We start from the raw sequence: 15,065 nt of genomic DNA, 5'->3' as shown, positions 1-15,065 counted from the left end.
GGACTTCGCCCGCCGAGACCAGCCGATCAGTTGCTCCCGCTCGGCACCGGTCAACACCAACTCCGCCTTCGGACGCCCAGTTCTCGGCATGCCACCACCATACCGACTTAACCTACGAATTAACGACGGGACACACTAGTGTCCCGCCGGCCGGCGAACCTCGCGTCCCACGTGCGCATCGGAGGCCGTAGGTTTCTCGGTAGGAGGAGATGCGTTGTCGCGACCAGCCGACCCGAGCCAGCCGGACCCCAACCAGCAGGGGCAGCCGGCGGGACCTGGTCCCTTCCCGCAGGGCCCGCCCTGGCAGGGTCCGCCACCGCAGGGTCCAGCTCCGCAGGGCCCGCCCTGGCAGGGTCCGCCACCGCAGGGCTCGCCTCCGCAAGGCCCGCCTCCGCAGGGCGGCCCGCCGCAGGGTGAGCCGCCGCACGGACCCGGTACCCAAGGTGGCGAGGGGACGGCCGCGGGGGAGACCCCCGCCTGGCGCAAGAAGGTCGTCTCTGGGGCGCAGAAGGCGGCCGCGGTCGGCGGCAAGGGCCTGCACACCGGTGCGCGTTTCACTGCGCGGTTCACCAGGCGTGCGGGCGAGGCCGCCGACCGCCGGGTCACCGACATGGTGGGCGGGCCGGAGCGTAAGCGCGTCATCGTCCTCCTCGCCGGCGTGCTCGCCCTCGCGGGTGCCGACATGGGGGCGATCGGCGCGGCCGCCGACCCGCTGAAGTCCGACCTCGGGCTGAGCAACGGCCAGATCGGGCTGCTGATCTCGGTCGTCGCGCTGTCCGGCGGCCTCGCCACCATCCCCATCGGCATGCTCACCGACCGGATCAACCGCACCAGGCTGCTCGCGATCTCCGTCGCGCTGTGGGCGCTCGCGATGATCGGCTGCGCGCTCGCGCCGACGTTCGGCTGGCTCATCCTCACCCGCATCGCGATGGGCGTCGTGGTCGCGGTGGCGGGGCCCGCGATCGCGTCGCTCGTCGGTGACCTGTTCTTCCCGCACGAGCGCGGCCGCGTGCTCGGCTTCATCCTGGCCGGTGAGCTGCTCGGTACGGGCCTCGGCTACGCGGTGGCCGGCGCGGTGACGGCGATCATGCCGTGGCGCGTGGTGTTCGTCCTCTTCGCGATCCCGGCCATCCTGCTCACGGTCGCGGTCTGGCGGGTCAGGGAGCCCAAGCGCGGTGGTCAGGACCGGCTCGAGCCCGTCGACCCGCCGGGCGCGAAGCACCGGGTCAAGAGGGAGGTCGACGAGCGGTCGGTGCACGACCGCGTACGTGACGCCGGCATCACCCCGACGCCGTCGGCGATGCTCGACGAGGATCCCGCGAAGGTCCCCATCCACCGGGCGATCAAGTACCTGCTGAAGATCCCGAGCAACGTCGCGCTCATCGTCTCGTCCGCGCTGGGCTACTTCTTCTTCGCCGGGCTCAAGACGTTCGGCATCTTGTTCATCGGCAGTCACTTCGACCTGGGCAACGCCGTGGTCGCCGTGGTCTTCCCGGTCATCGGCCTGGGCGCCGTCCTCGGCGTGCTCGTCGGCGGCCGGTTCGGCGACTGGCTGGTGAGCAAGGGCAAGTTCTCCGGCCGGATGATCGTCGGAGCGTCCGGCTACCTCCTGGTGCCGCTGGTGCTGCCGATCGTGCTGATATCGCAGAACTTCCTGCTCGCGTTCCCCGTGCTGATCCTCGTCGCCGCGGCCCTCGCGTGGCCCAACCCCGCGCTCGACTCGGCCCGACTCGACGTCGTCGAGAACCGGCTGTGGGGCCGCGCCGAGTCACTGCGCACCGTGCTGAAGACCGGCGCCGAGGGATTGGCCCCGGTCCTGTTCGGGCTGCTCTCCGACCACCTCGCGGGCGGCGGCGAGCTCGGCCTGCGGTGGACGTTCGCGATCATGCTGATACCGCTGCTGGCGAGCGGGGTCGTGCTGTTCCGGGCCAGGCGCCACTACGCCGGCGACGTCGCGGCCGCCGCGCTCACCGAGGAGCGCTTCCGCGACCCGGACCAGCGCCGCCCGGAGACCGCCCCCGCCTAGGAGGCTGCTGCCTAGGACTCGACGATTCGGCTCGGGAGCGAACGCGGTAGGCCGAACGAGGGGAGCACGCTGTTGTCGAAGCGGGTCATCGCGGAGATCCGGTCGCCCCTGAGGGTGAGGACGAGGAGGCCGATCCCGTCCCGTGTGCCGGTAGGCGCGCGGAGGTAGGCGCCGAACGCCGGCTGACCGTTGGCTCGCGTCGGCACGAGGTCGAACCTCCGTCCCGCGCCGAACAGGCCGGCGCAGAAGCGGGCCACGACGTCGCGGCCCTCGTACTCGAAGGGCATCGGCGGCATCGAGACGAAGACGTCGTCCGTCAGCAGGGTCGCCAGCGCGTCGAGATCGGCGGCCTCGTACGCCCTGACGAACCTCGCCACCAGCGCATCCTCGGACGGTGAGTCCGAGGCCGGTGCCGGTACGCGGCGTCCGGCCGTCGGTCGGATGCGCTGCAGGCCGGCGCGGGCTCGTTTGAGGGCGCTGGTGACCGAGTCGACGCTCGAGTCGAGCATGCCGGCGACCTCGTCGGCGTGGAACCCGAGAACGTCGCGCAGGATGAGGACGGCGACCTGGCGAGGCGGCAGGACCTGGAGGGCGGTCACGAAGGCCAGGGAGATGGATTCGGTCTGCTCGTAGCGGGCCTCGGGACCGAGCGCCCCCTCGAGGAGGGCGTCGGGGAAGGGCTCGAGCCAGACGACTTCGCCGAGCCGGGTCGGCTCGGGCGGTTCGACATGGGGCACGTCCCACTCCTTGGCCTGGCGCCGCCGGGCCGAACGACGCACGTTGAGGCACCGGTTGGTGGCGATCCGGTACAGCCAGGTGCGGAGTGAGGCGCGACCCTCGAAGCCTGCGAGGCCTTGCCAGGCGCTCAGCAGCGTGTCCTGGAGCGCGTCCTCGGCATCCTGGAAGGATCCGAGCAGCCGGTAGCAATGCACCAGTAGCTCTCGGCGGTGCGGCTCGGTCAGCTCCTGGAACGCGTCGCTGTCCCCGCTCCGGGCTCGGGACATCAGGTCGCCGGTCACCACCCTCGCGTCACCTTCCTTCCCTGGCTCGCTGTGCTCCTCCCACGTATGGAACAGGCCCGAGGGCGAACCGGGCGGTTCGGCGGCGCCCACTTTCCCGACGTCATGGTGTCTACATCAGCGATCGGACGAGCCAACGAGGGAGAACCGAATGGGAAAGCTCATCATGAGCGAGAACGTCTCGCTCGATGGAGTCATCCAGGACCCGGCCGGCAACGAGGGTCTCAGGGTCGGCGGCTGGGTCGGCGAGATCAAGAGCCGCGAAGAGGTCGGCAAGGTCCTGCTCGACGAGGCGCGGGGCGCCGAGGCCCTGCTGCTGGGTCGGCGGAGCTACGAGTTCTTCGCCCCGCGGTGGCAACCCCGGCGTGGCGATCTGGCGGACAGGTTGAACAGCCTGCCCAAGTACGTCGTGTCATCGACCCTCGAAGATCCCGCCTGGAACAACTCGACGGTACTCGAGGGCGACGTGGTGAACGAGGTCTCGAAGCTGAAGCACGAGGTGAACGGGAACATCGTCGTCTATGGCAGCTTCCAGCTCCTGCGCACGCTGCTGGAGCACGACCTCGTCGACGAGCTGCGGCTGATGATCTACCCGGTCGTTCTCGGTACCGGTCAGCGCCTCTTCGGCGAGAGCAGCGACAAGAAGCCGATGCGCCTCGTCGACACCCGGAGCATCGGCGATGACATCGCTCTCCTCATCTACGAGCCCGTCCGCGACGCATAGCGACGCCGTCACCACCTTGGTCCCTGGACCAGCACCGCGGCGACGGAGCCCACGGCGGCAGCGCACGACACCAGCACGACGAGTGCGGTGAGCGCGCGGACGGCGTACCGGTGGCCGGCGAGCAGGTGACGCCGGTGGCCGTTGCGGCTGACCGTGTAGCGGACGGACGCGAGCAGCCAGATCAGGCCGCTCGTCACCAGGACCGTGATGCCGCAGGCGATGAGCGCGACGAGGTCGTCGACGAATCCCTGTCGGACGAGGAGGGCGCCGCAGGCCGCGAGGGCGAACGCCGTGCGGCTCCACGCGAGGCTCGTGCGTTCCAGCTGCGCGCCGGGGTCGGCCAGCCGGTCGTCGCCGGCCATCAGCGGCCGGCCACGGCGATGACGAGTGCCGCGAGCGACGCCACCGCGAGCCCGCTGGCGACGAGGAGCGGGATCTGCAACGGCGGCAGCGCCCGGCCCGCGTTGATCGCCTGCTCCGACCGGCGCCAGCGACGGTAGCCGAGCACGGCGACGACGAGGCCGAGCGCGGTGAGCACGACGGAGAGGCCGAGGCTGACCGCCTCGACCCTCGGGTGCCTGATGAACTGCGCGACGGCGAGGCCGCCCGCGTCGAGGGCGAGCGCCGTGCGCACGTACGCGAGGAAGGTGCGCTCGTTGGCCAGCGTGAACCGGTAGTCGGTGAAGTCCTGCCTGGTCGCCTGCGCGCCCGCCTCCGGCGGGTCCTGCGGCTCCTCCTGCACCCGTCTACCGTAGCGCCGGGTCAGAACAGCCCGACCACCTGCTGCGCGAGCAGCACCGCGAACACCAGCAGGCTGAGGGCGAGGACGATGTTGGACACCGACACGATCCCGCCCTGGCGAACGCCGAACCTGCGGGCGTTGAGCAGGTAGAGCAGCGTGCACGCGAGGAACGGCAGGAAGATCGCCCCGAGCGTGACCCAGATGAGCACGAGCTGGACCGGCCGCCCGAGCAGGATCAAGGGGATGGTCGGGAACGTCAGCATCACCAGGAAGAGGCGGTAGGAGCGCGTCCGCTCGAAGTTGGGCCTCTCGCCTTCGGGCGTGTCACTCTTCGCGGTGCGGTCGCTGATCGTCCGCACGATGTCGGCGAAGAGGTACGACATCCCGTTCCAGACGCCGAGCACCGAGGTGTACGCCACCGACCAGAAGCCGAGGAGGAACAGCCATTTGAGCGCGACACCGTGCTCCTGGGCGAGCGGTTCCACCAGGGCGAGCAGTCCGGCGTCGCCCTCGACCGACCGGTCGGTGCCGTAGAGGAACTCCGCGCCGAGCACCAGCATCGACAGCGCGAAGATCGCCGTGGCGACGTACCCGATGACGGAGTCGAGGCGCATCAGCGGGATGAACGACCGGCCGTGCCAGTTCTTGTCACGGATCCAGTACCCGTACGCCGCGAGGGCGAGCGTGCCGCCCAGACCGCCGACCACGCCGACCGCGTACAGCAGCGATCCCGCCGGGATCGTGGGGACCAGCCCACGGGCGAAGCCGGCGAGATCGGGGCCGACGATCACCGCGGAGCCGACGACGGTCACGAACATGACGCCGACGAGCACCTTCATGATCAGCTCGAAGACGCCGTACCGGCCGATCAGCACGATCGCGAACGCCGCGAGCGAGTGCACGATCGCCCACGCCTCGACGCTGAGCGCCGGCACCATCGCGTTGGCGGCGAGGCCGACCGTGGCCGGTCCCGCGGCGCCGTAGATGAAGGCCCAGAGGACGAGGTAGACGCCCACGAACACGACCGCCCACAGGCCGATGGCCCGCCAGCCCTCGATGATCGTCCGGCCCGTCGCCAGGTGCCAGCGGCCGAGCGCCTCGGTGAGGAAGTACTTCAGCACGGCCGCGAACACGAACGCCCACACGAACGTGTAGCCGAACCGCCCGCCCGCGACCATCGAGGTGACGACGTCGCCGACGCCGACCGCTGTCGCGGCCAGCACGAGTCCGGGACCCACCTGCCGGAGCCGGCCCGCGACCGTTCCCTTCGCGGACCCCGCCGTCTCCTGCGTCACCCCGGCACCTCCCAGTGCCGTACGGCACTAGAACCTGACGGTACCCCAGGTGTGGCCGCCGTCGGTCGTACGCCACAGGGAGGAGGTCGAGGTGCGGCCGACGACGGCGTAGCCGACCAGCGGTGTGGTGAAGCCGAGGAAGCGGAAGGACGTGCCGCCGGTGTCGGCCGCGTTGGACGCGGGACGGGTGGCGCCGCCCGAGGTCAGCGTGTAGATCCTCGTGCCGGACGCGAGCGCCGCGGTGGTGCGAGACCGGGCGCCGACGACGGACGAGTTGGCCCAGCCGCCCGCGGGCGCGCCGCGCACGGCGTTCCAGCTCCGCGCGTCGTCGGTGGAGACGTACGGGCGCCCCTGGGTGCCCGTGGCGCAGAACATCCAGAGGGCGCCGCTGGTGGCCGAGACGGTGGAACCGAGGGCCGGGTCGCACGGCCGGTCATGGGTGTCGAAGGTGCGGCCGCCGTCGGTCGAGACGACGGACACCGAACGGTCGCCCGAGCCGCCCACGACCGTGACGAGACCGCTGCCGTGGACGGCGAGGTCGGCCGTCTCGCCGCCGAGCGTGGTCGGCAGCCGGACTCGCGACCAGCTGTCGCGGGACGTCGGCGAGCGGTAGAGCCGTTGGCCGTCGCCGACGCTGACCAGTGCCCACGCCGTGCCGCCGGCGGCCTCGACGCGTTCCACGCTGCCGGGCAGCGAGCCGCGGGCCCACTGCCGTCCGCCGTCGTGCGTGGTCCACAGCGCGCCGCCGAAGGCGTAGCCGTCATCGCCGCTCGCGAACCGCAGGTCGCCGATCGCGGCACGCGTCGGCCGGTCGGACGCGAGTGGGGCGCGCGGCGCGGGAAGGCCGCGGAAGGTGCGCCCGCCGTCGTCGGTGCGCACGATCGACGTGCAGACGGGGGTGTCGCACGGAGCGGTGCCGAGCACCCAGAAGGTGTCCGTGCTCACCGCCGTCAGGGACCGTGCCCGGAATCCCGCGGGGACGGGTCCGCCGGAGACCGTCGGTTCCGCGGTCCTGCGCGGCTGCGCGCTCTTCCCCGACTCCATCGGGGCGGGCGAGGCGCTGTCGAGACGCTCGGCCGACGAGGACGCCTCACCCTTCGCCGCGGACTGCTCGCCGTTGCCGCCGGTCAGGAGTGGAGTGGCGAACACGGCCGAGGCGACGGCGACGATCGCGAAGGCGCTCAACCCGCCGGCGGCGGCCCGGCGCCTGCGCTGGCGGCGCATCGCGCCCCGGCGCACGCGCTCGACGGCCTCCGTCGGCGGCTCGAGGCGCCACCTGTCGTCACGGAGGACGCGGCGGAGCTCCCGTTCGAGCTCGTCCATGCTCACCCCACCCCGCCGAGGCCGGGCGCGGCCTCGCTCTCGGTGAAGCCCTCGACGTGCCGGCGCAGGTTCGCGACCGCCTTCGACGCCTGGCTCTTCACCGTGCCGACCGAGCAGCCGAGCGTGTCGGCCGTCTGCTGCTCGGTCAGGTCTTCGTAGTACCGGAGGACGAGCACGGCGCGCTGCCGCGGCGGGAGCCGGCGCAGCTGCTCCCACAGCGCGAGGTCGCGTCCTTCGGGCACCGACGTCTGCTCGGGTGGCTCGTCGACGAGCCGCTCACGCCGCAGCTTCCGCCAGATGCTGATGTTCCGGTTCACCATGATGCGTCGTACATAGCCCTCCGGGTCGCCCTGTCGAGTCACCCGCGGCCAGGCGAGCATCGCTCGCTCCAGGGCATCCTGGACCAGGTCGGCTGCCGCATGGGGATCGCCGGTCAGTACGTGGCCGAACCGCAGCAGGTGCTGCATCCGGGCATGCGCGAACTCGTCGAACGCCTGCCGGGTCTGTTCGTCCACGCCCTGCCGACCATCCCGTTCTGGTCCTGGACACGCCTCAGCGTCGCCGGATGGTTGCCTCACCCCAGCGATGCGCACCAGCGATGATGCCACCGCGAGGCCGTCCGCGGGAAAGGAAGCGGCCGGGGAGGCGAACCTTCCCCGGCCGACAGGTGGTGCGATGACGCCGATTACTCCTGGACGACGACGGTCTTGGTCGCCATGTCACCCAGGCGCTGCTTCTTCTCGGTCGCGCCGATCAGGATGAGGCCGACGACTCCACCGTCGATCACGCCGAGCAGAAGCCAGCGGATCGCGAGGTCGCCCATGCCGACCGGGCTGCCGTCGAGCTTGACCACGCGCATCCTGCGCTTGACCATGCCGAAGGTCTGACCGTTGTTCTTGTTCGCGAAGATGACCTGGTTGAGGAAGTGCATCACCGCGACGGCGATCAGGCCGAGGGCGATCACGATCCCGCCGACGATGGCCAGCCCGCCACTCTGGTTCGCGGCACCCGCGATGGTCAGGATGTAGCCGATGAGGTAGAGGACGACACCGGGAAGCACGAAGGCGGCGTAGTCGATCAGGAACTGCACGACTCGGGCGCCGAGCTCGGCGATCTGCCCCTGTGGCTGACCATAGGGCTGCATCTGGCCGTACCCCTGCTGCGCGTAGCCCTGTTGTGCGTATCCCTGCTGCGCGTAGGGGTTCTGCTGCTGCTGGCCGTAGCCCTGCTGCTGTTGCGGCTGCTGGCCGTAGCCCTGCTGCTGGTACGGGTTCTGCTGTGGCTGTTGCTGTTGCCCGTAGCCGGGCTGTTGCGGCGGCTGACCGTAGCCCTGCTGCTGGTACGGGTTCTGCTGCTGCTGCTGTTGTTGCTGTTGGCCGTAGCCGGGCTGTTGCGGTGGCTGGCCGTAGGGGTTCTGGGGCTGCTGCCCGTACCCCTGCTGGCCGTAGCCGGGCTGCCCTTGCTGTTGCCCGCCCTGTCCTGGCTGCTGACCGTACGCAGGCTGGCCGGGCTGCTGACCTTGTCCGCCTTGCTGATATGGGTTCTGACCGGGGGGCTGCCCCGGTTGCTGGCCGTATGGCCCCTGCGGTGTAGACATGCGGGAAAGAATGCCACGATCGGCTATACCGTCCGTAGCCCACTCCCCGGTTTCCGGTGATTTCTTCGCCCCGGTCGCCCGCAAACCGCCGGATCAGTCCCAAATCGGACTACTCGACGTGGACCACCAAGGTCTTCGCCGCCAGGTCTCCCAGTCGCTGCTTGCGTTGCGTCGCCGCGATGAGGATCAACGCGATGAGGCCGCCTTCGACGAAGAAGTACAGGAGCCAACGGATGGCGAGGTCTCCCATCGTCACCGGGCTTCCGTCGATCTTCACGACGCGGAGGCCCTTCTGCGCCATGCCGATGGTCTGGCCGTCGTACTTGGCCGGCCGCCACACCTGGCAGTAGAAGTTCATGCCCCAGCCGGCGAGGATCGCGACGAAGTAGAGGATGGCACCGACCACCGCGAGCGCGGGAGTCTCCGTGGTCGCTCCGACCACGGCAACCACCACCGCGACGAGGACGACGGCCAAGGCAGGCGCGGCCGCGATCAGCGCGTCGATGATCCCCTGCACGACTCGCGTGCCCGTGTCCGCGAGCCGGTACGGCAGCACCAGTGGCTGACCGTACGGCCCCGGCGGCGGTCCATAGCCCGGCGGCTGCTGCTGGTACGGACTCGGCTGCTGGTACGGGTTCTGTTGCTGGTACGGGTTCGGCGGCGGACCCTGGTACGGGCCGTGCTGTCCCTGGCCCGGTACGGGCTGCTGGCCCTGAGGTCCCTGCGGTACCGACATGGACGGCAGGATGCCATGTCACGGCCGACATGTGGCGGCGGCCCCTCAGGTGGCTCGCTGACCGCCGAGGGCCGCGACGGTGCGCGACGGGCTCGGCCGGCCGAGCCGCTCGGCCATCCAGCTACTCGTCTCGACGAGCGCGGCGAGGTCGACGCCCGTCTCGATGCCCAGCCCGTGCAGCTGCCAGACGAGGTCCTCGGTGGCGAGGTTGCCCGTGGCGCTCTCCGCGTACGGACAGCCGCCGAGACCGCCGGCCGCGCTGTCGACCACCGTGACACCACGGCCCAGCGCGGCGAGGGTGTTGGCGAGCGCCTGGCCGTACGTGTCGTGGAAGTGCACCGCGAGCCTGCCGACGTCCGCGCCGGCGTCCGTGAACGCGTCGAGCAGTGCCGCGACGTGTCCGGGTGTGGCCACGCCGATCGTGTCGCCGATCGAGAGCTCGTCACATCCGAGGTCGAGCAGCCTCCTCCCGACGCGGACGACCTGGTCGATCGCGACGTCGCCCTCCCACGGGTCGCCGTAGGCCATCGAGACGTAGCCACGCGCCGTCAGGCCGGCCTCGACCGCGCGGCCGAGGACGGGCTCGAACATCGCGAACTGGCCGTCGAGACTGCGCGCGAGGTTGCGTTGTGCGAAGGTCTCCGTCGCGCTGGCGAAGACCGCGATCTCGCGGACGTCCGCGGCCAGCGCGCGGTCGAGGCCCCGCTCGTTCGGCACGAGCACGGGGAACCGGGTGGTGCCCGTGCGGTCGAGGGCGGCGAGCAGCTCTTCGGCGTCGGCGAGCTGCGGCACCCAGCGCGGGTGCACGAAGCTCGTCGCCTCGATCACCCGCAGGCCACAGGAGACGAGCCGCCGGACGAACTCGGCCTTCACATCGACCGGGACGATCGCCGACTCGTTCTGCAGGCCGTCCCTCGGGCCGACCTCGTAGACCGTCACCCGGTCGGGGAGTCCCGCCAGCGGGACGACCTGTGGCGCGCGCATGCTCCGTCCTCTCCCCGACTGGCAGGATCGCGGCTGTGACCGCGTCCGATCTCCCCCGCATCATCGCCGACGTGGAGCGCGGGCGCTTCCCCGCCGCGGACGGCAGCGTGTCCGTCGTCGCGCCGGTGAACGCGCGTGACGCCGGTGTGCTGGCCTTCACCGCCCACGCGATGGTGGTCGCCGACGTCGACGCCGGGTGGGTGGCGGAGCAGCTGCGAACCGTCGACCTCTCGGCGCCGCTCGGTCCGTCGTTCGTCCTCGCGCTGGCGACCCGGATCGGCAGGCGGATCGGCTCGACCGACGCCGTGCTCCTCGCCGAGCCGCTGCCGTACGCGGAGACGAGTCTTGTCGAGCTCGGACTCGACGAGATCGAGACGAGCGACCATCCCAGGCTCCGCCGGGCACTGCGGCATCGCGACGGCGTCTGGATGTGGACCGGTGGCGGCGCGGTCCTCGCGATCGGGCGCGGGGTCGGCGGGAGGTACGAGGTGAACGTCGAGCTCGATCCCGCGGCCCGCGGCCGTGGTCTCGCGCGTGCGCTCGTCCACGCCGCCCGTGCGCTCGTACCTGACGGCAGGTCCCTGTGGGCGCAGGTGGCACCGGGCAACGCCGCTTCGATGCGCACGTTCCTCGACGCCGGCTACCGGCCGGTCGGTGCCGAGGTACTCCTCACCGGAGCCGGCTGAATCGCGGCATAGCAAGAAGGACGCCGCGGTCACCACGGCGTCCTGTTGCGAGAGTTGGGCCGCTATCTCTGCCGGCGGGTTAGAGCGGCGTCACCTGGTCGGCCTGGAGGCCCTTCGGGCCCTGGACGGTCTCGAACTCCACCCGCTGGTCCTGTTCCAGCGTGCGGTACCCGCGCGAAGTGATCGCCGAGTAGTGCACGAAAACGTCGTTGTCGCCTCCATCGGGAGTGATGAAGCCGTAGCCCTTCTCGGCGTTGAACCACTTGACGGTTCCCTGGACCATGTTTCTCTACTTCCTCGTACGTCGTACGGCGCACCTGCTAGTGCACCGCGGAGGACGATACATGGCCGGGGGCCTCGTTGTCCGCCGGGGCGGACGGGCGTGTCCAAACGCGACATATGGATGTTCGGGGCACGGTCAGGATCCGTTCCACCTCGTGCCGAGGAAGCGGTCGACGGTGGCGGCGGATGCGATGTCGGCGGCGTCGCGGCCGGACGCGCCGAGCAGCGCGGCGACGTTCGCCCGCAGCGCGGCCGTCGCGACGGGGAGGCCGCGAGCGAGTCCGGCCAGCACGACGCCCGTGTGCGTGCCGTCCATGCGCGTGCCGTCGGTCGGGTCGAGCGGGGGCGCGGGCACCTCGACAGGTGCGCTGCCCGACTCCGCGTCGTACGCCCAACAGCCGTCGACGCCACGACGGAACACCGCCGCGGTGAGGCGTGGGGCGTAGTCGTGGAGCGCCTCCGCCGCCGCCTTGACCCCGCTCGTGCCGAGCAGGCTGCCGGTCGCCGACAACGGCATCGAGACGACGTCGCAGCGGCGCAGCACCCGGGTGTGCACGTCCGACGGGACGTCGTCGTGACGCGGACCGACCTCGAGCGAGACCGCGATGTCGGCGGGCAGGGTGCGCAGCCAGCCGGCGATCGCCGTGCCGGCGCCCGGCTGCGCGAGGTCGCGCCCGCTGACGTGGACGACGTCGGTGGACTCGAGCCGGAGCCCCGCGAGGTCGGCGGTGTCGAGACGCGACTCGGCACCCGCGCAGGTCACGAACGTGCGGTCGCCGCCCCGCTCCACGAGTCCCACTCGGAAGCCCGTGTCGTCGCCGTGTGTGGCCGGGAGCAGCACGTCGATCCCCTCGGCCGCGAGCGACTCCTCGACCCGGGAGCCGAAGGGGCCGTCGCCGTGCCGCCCGGCGAACGCGGCGGGGAGGCCGTGTCTCGCGGCGGCGGCGAGCACGTCGAAGCCGGCGCCCGGCGTGGCGTGGGCGCCCCGCGCGAGGATGTCCGCACCCCGCCCGGGGAGCTCGTCGACCCGGACGACCAGGTCGACGAGGACGCTGCCGACGAAGACGAGTCTGCGGCGCTCCTGCGACGGTGCCTGCATCTCCGCGACTCGTGACGCGCGGTCAGCCGGCGTACGCGACGACAGGGACGCCCGTGGCACCGGGCCGCGCGCGGAAGAGAGCGCCTGCTTCCGGCTCCTCGTGGTGGTGTCCGAGGCCGTAGCTCGAGGTGCTGATGTACAGCTCGTCGAGGTCGGGCCCGCCGAACGCGCAGGCGGTCACCTGCGTCACCGGCACGTCGATCTGCTCCTGCACCGTGCCGGTGGTGTCGTACCGGCGGACGCAGCTCCCGCCGAAGAACGCGACCCACAGCCCGCCCTCGGTGTCGATGGTCATGCCGTCCGGCTTGCCCTCGACGTCGTCGGGCACCGTGACGAACGGACGCCGGTCGGCGAACCGGCCCGTGTCGGCGTCGAAGGTGAAGGCGTCGATCCGGCGCGTGGGCGTGTCGATGTAGTACACCGTCGACCCGTCGAGGCTCCAGACGATCCCGTTGGAGACCGTGACCTCCTCGAGAACGTGCTCGGCGTGGCCGTCGGTGTCGAGCCGCCACACCGTGCCCCTGCCCTCGCGCTGGTCGTACGCCATCGAGCCGCAGTAGAAGCGTCCCTGCGGGTCGCAGCCGCCCTCGTTCATCCGTACGTACCTGTCGGTCCACAGCTCCGGCATGAGCTCAGGCGTCTGCGAGTCGGCGTCGAGGAACGCGAATCCGCGCTCGACCGCGAGGACGTAGCCACCGGACCTGCGTGGCCGGACGCACCCGACCACGCAGTGCACGTGGGTGCGCGTCGTCGTGCCCGTCTCCGGGTCGAGGAAGAGCACGTCACCGTCGAGCATGTCGACCGACAGCAGCCGACCCGTGGCCGAGTCCCACACCGGCCCCTCACCGTGATGTGCGACCGGATCGGTCGCCTGTTCCGCTTTCACTCTCTCGCACCCCTGTCTTCGCCGTGACGTGCCTCTCCCACCGGACGGACGCGTCACGGGTCGTCCACCCGGGACCTCGGGCGGTGCTCGGTGATAGCTTCCCCCCAAGGGTTTCGTAGGAAACCACTATGCCGCCAATCGACACCGCTGTGGCGCCGTGACCCCTCCCGGAGGCCTGCTGGTGAGAACGCAATCCCAGGTACCAGGGCGTCTGGTCCCCGTGAGCACCGAGATCCGCGCCAGGATCGGTGCCCACAAGGTGATCGACGATCCCGCCGAGCTCGAGACATACGCGTGCGACGGGTTGGCCCACTTCCGGGTGCGACCGGGTCTCGTCGTGCTGGCGGAGAGTGCCGAGGACGTCCAGGCGACGGTGAGCGCCTGCGTCTCCGCCGGGGTCCCGTTCGTCGCCCGCGGGTCGGGCACGGGACTGTCCGGCGGCGCGCTCCCGCATGCCGAGGGCGTGCTCGTCGTCACGGCGAAGATGCGCGCGATCAAGTCCGTCCACCCCGACGACGCGTGCGCCGTCGTCGAACCAGGAGTCATCAACCTCGCGATCAGCAAGGCAGCTGCTCCGCACGGGCTCCACTACGCGCCCGACCCGTCGAGCCAGCAGATCTGCTCCATCGGCGGCAACGTCGCGGAGAACTCCGGTGGCGCCCACTGCCTGAAGTACGGGTTCACCACCAACCACGTCACCGGCGCCGAGATCGTGACGCCGGACGGCGACCGCGTGCGGTTCGGCGGCAAGGCGGCCGAGTACCCCGGCTACGACGTGCTCGGCGCGTTCGTCGGGTCCGAGGGAACTCTCGGCGTCGCGACCGAGGTGACCGTTCGCCTCACCCGCGACCCGGAGGCGGTCAGCACCCTGCTCGCCGGCTTCCGCAGCACCGACGACGCGGGGGAGGCGGTCAGCTCCATCATCGGCGCCGGCGTGGTGCCCGCCGCGATCGAGATGATGGACGCCCTGGCCATCGAGGCGGCCGAGGTCGCCGTCGGCTGCGGCTACCCGGAGGGTGCGGGTGCCGTGCTCCTCGTCGAGATCGACGGGCCGGTCGCGGAGGTGGAGCACACCTTCGAGCAGGTGAAGGAGCGGTGCGCGCAGGCGGGGGCGTTCGAGCTCCGGGTGGCGGCGTCAGACGAGGAGCGTGCGCTGCTCTGGACGGGACGCAAGTCGGCGTTCGCGGCCGTGGGCAGGATCAGTCCCAACTACATCATCCAGGACGGCGTCATCCCGCGCACCACCCTGCCGAAGGTGCTGCACCGGATGGGCGAGCTCGCCGAGAAGTCCGGGGTACGGGTCGCCAACGTCTTCCACGCGGGCGACGGCAACCTGCACCCGCTCGTGCTGTTCGACGCCCGGGTCGAGGGTGAGGCCGAGCGGGCCGAGGAGCTGTCGGGGGCGATTCTCGACCTCTGCATCGAGCACGGCGGCTCGATCACCGGCGAGCACGGCGTCGGCGTCGACAAGGCGAAGAACATGCCGCGCATGTTCACCGCCGACGACCTCGACACCATGCAGCGGCTGCGTTGCGCCTTCGACCCCAAGGGTCTCGCGAACCCCGGCAAGATCTTCCCCACGCCGCGGATGTGTGGTGAGGTACCTCGGGTGCACAGCGCGGACGAACCCGCCGTCGAAGGCGCGGAGGTCATGTAGTGCCAGTCG

15 protein-coding genes and 1 pseudogene are annotated in these 15,065 nt (G+C 71.1%); 4 read left to right on the top strand and 12 right to left on the bottom strand.

Features of this window, described 5'->3' with window-relative positions:
- Positions 1–214 precede the first annotated feature (214 nt).
- A complete protein-coding gene (locus GEV10_18555; protein ID MQA80449.1) occupies positions 215–2,026 on the top strand; it encodes an MFS transporter in 1,812 nt (603 codons plus the stop codon).
- Positions 2,027–2,037: 11 nt separating this feature from the next.
- Here GEV10_18555 and GEV10_18550 read toward each other — a convergent pair whose 3' ends face one another.
- Entirely contained in the window at positions 2,038–3,048 is a 1,011-nt protein-coding gene (locus tag GEV10_18550) for a sigma-70 family RNA polymerase sigma factor (GenBank protein ID MQA80448.1), read from the bottom strand.
- A 148-nt stretch (positions 3,049–3,196) separates the two neighbouring features.
- Here GEV10_18550 and GEV10_18545 point away from each other — a divergent pair, with 148 nt between their 5' ends.
- The gene (locus GEV10_18545; GenBank protein ID MQA80447.1) at positions 3,197–3,769 is read left to right on the top strand and encodes a deaminase; all 573 of its coding nucleotides are present in this window, start codon (positions 3,197–3,199) and stop codon (positions 3,767–3,769) included.
- An 8-nt stretch (positions 3,770–3,777) separates the two neighbouring features.
- Here the strand turns inward: GEV10_18545 and GEV10_18540 are convergent, their stop codons facing one another.
- The 8 genes and pseudogenes from GEV10_18540 to GEV10_18505 form a co-directional block, all read right to left on the bottom strand.
- Positions 3,778–4,113: a DUF202 domain-containing protein gene (locus tag GEV10_18540; GenBank protein ID MQA80446.1), complete on the bottom strand. Its 336-nt coding sequence runs from the start codon at positions 4,111–4,113 to the stop codon at positions 3,778–3,780.
- Between the two features lie 17 nt (positions 4,114–4,130).
- A complete protein-coding gene (locus tag GEV10_18535) occupies positions 4,131–4,511 on the bottom strand; it encodes a DUF202 domain-containing protein (protein MQA80445.1) in 381 nt (126 codons plus the stop codon).
- Between the two features lie 20 nt (positions 4,512–4,531).
- On the bottom strand, positions 4,532–5,689 hold the full coding sequence (locus GEV10_18530; GenBank protein MQA80444.1) for a divalent metal cation transporter: 1,158 nt from the start codon (positions 5,687–5,689) through the stop codon (positions 4,532–4,534).
- Between the two features lie 144 nt (positions 5,690–5,833).
- A complete protein-coding gene (locus GEV10_18525; protein ID MQA80443.1) occupies positions 5,834–7,129 on the bottom strand; it encodes a hypothetical protein in 1,296 nt (431 codons plus the stop codon).
- A gap of 2 nt (positions 7,130–7,131) precedes the next feature.
- A complete protein-coding gene (locus GEV10_18520; GenBank protein ID MQA80442.1) occupies positions 7,132–7,596 on the bottom strand; it encodes a SigE family RNA polymerase sigma factor in 465 nt (154 codons plus the stop codon).
- A gap of 656 nt (positions 7,597–8,252) precedes the next feature.
- Positions 8,253–8,555: pseudogene (locus tag GEV10_18515) on the bottom strand (DUF2662 domain-containing protein).
- Positions 8,556–8,835: 280 nt separating this feature from the next.
- A complete protein-coding gene (locus GEV10_18510) occupies positions 8,836–9,462 on the bottom strand; it encodes a hypothetical protein (protein ID MQA80441.1) in 627 nt (208 codons plus the stop codon).
- 45 nt (positions 9,463–9,507) lie between these two features.
- Positions 9,508–10,446: a hydroxymethylglutaryl-CoA lyase gene (locus GEV10_18505; protein ID MQA80440.1), complete on the bottom strand. Its 939-nt coding sequence runs from the start codon at positions 10,444–10,446 to the stop codon at positions 9,508–9,510.
- Positions 10,447–10,481: 35 nt separating this feature from the next.
- On the opposite strand from GEV10_18505, the gene GEV10_18500 reads away from it, so the two are divergent.
- Positions 10,482–11,132, top strand: coding sequence for a GNAT family N-acetyltransferase (locus tag GEV10_18500; GenBank protein ID MQA80439.1), 651 nt, complete (start codon positions 10,482–10,484; stop codon positions 11,130–11,132).
- A 79-nt stretch (positions 11,133–11,211) separates the two neighbouring features.
- On the opposite strand, the gene GEV10_18495 is transcribed toward GEV10_18500, so the two are convergent.
- The 3 genes from GEV10_18495 to GEV10_18485 form a co-directional block, all read right to left on the bottom strand.
- The gene (locus GEV10_18495; protein MQA80438.1) at positions 11,212–11,415 is read right to left on the bottom strand and encodes a cold-shock protein; all 204 of its coding nucleotides are present in this window, start codon (positions 11,413–11,415) and stop codon (positions 11,212–11,214) included.
- Between the two features lie 135 nt (positions 11,416–11,550).
- Entirely contained in the window at positions 11,551–12,513 is a 963-nt protein-coding gene (locus GEV10_18490; protein ID MQA80437.1) for a sugar kinase, read from the bottom strand.
- A gap of 22 nt (positions 12,514–12,535) precedes the next feature.
- Positions 12,536–13,399, bottom strand: a complete 864-nt coding sequence (locus GEV10_18485) for an SMP-30/gluconolactonase/LRE family protein (GenBank protein MQA80436.1) — start codon at positions 13,397–13,399, stop codon at positions 12,536–12,538.
- A gap of 175 nt (positions 13,400–13,574) precedes the next feature.
- On the opposite strand from GEV10_18485, the gene GEV10_18480 reads away from it, so the two are divergent.
- On the top strand, positions 13,575–15,056 hold the full coding sequence (locus tag GEV10_18480; GenBank protein ID MQA80435.1) for an FAD-binding protein: 1,482 nt from the start codon (positions 13,575–13,577) through the stop codon (positions 15,054–15,056).
- The last annotated feature ends 9 nt before the right edge of the window (positions 15,057–15,065 follow it).

It is taken from the genome of Streptosporangiales bacterium, from assembly GCA_009379955.1.
In the GTDB taxonomy this organism is placed as follows: Bacteria; Actinomycetota; Actinomycetes; order Streptosporangiales; family WHST01; genus WHST01.
This window is presented reverse-complemented; position numbering and strand designations above follow the sequence as displayed.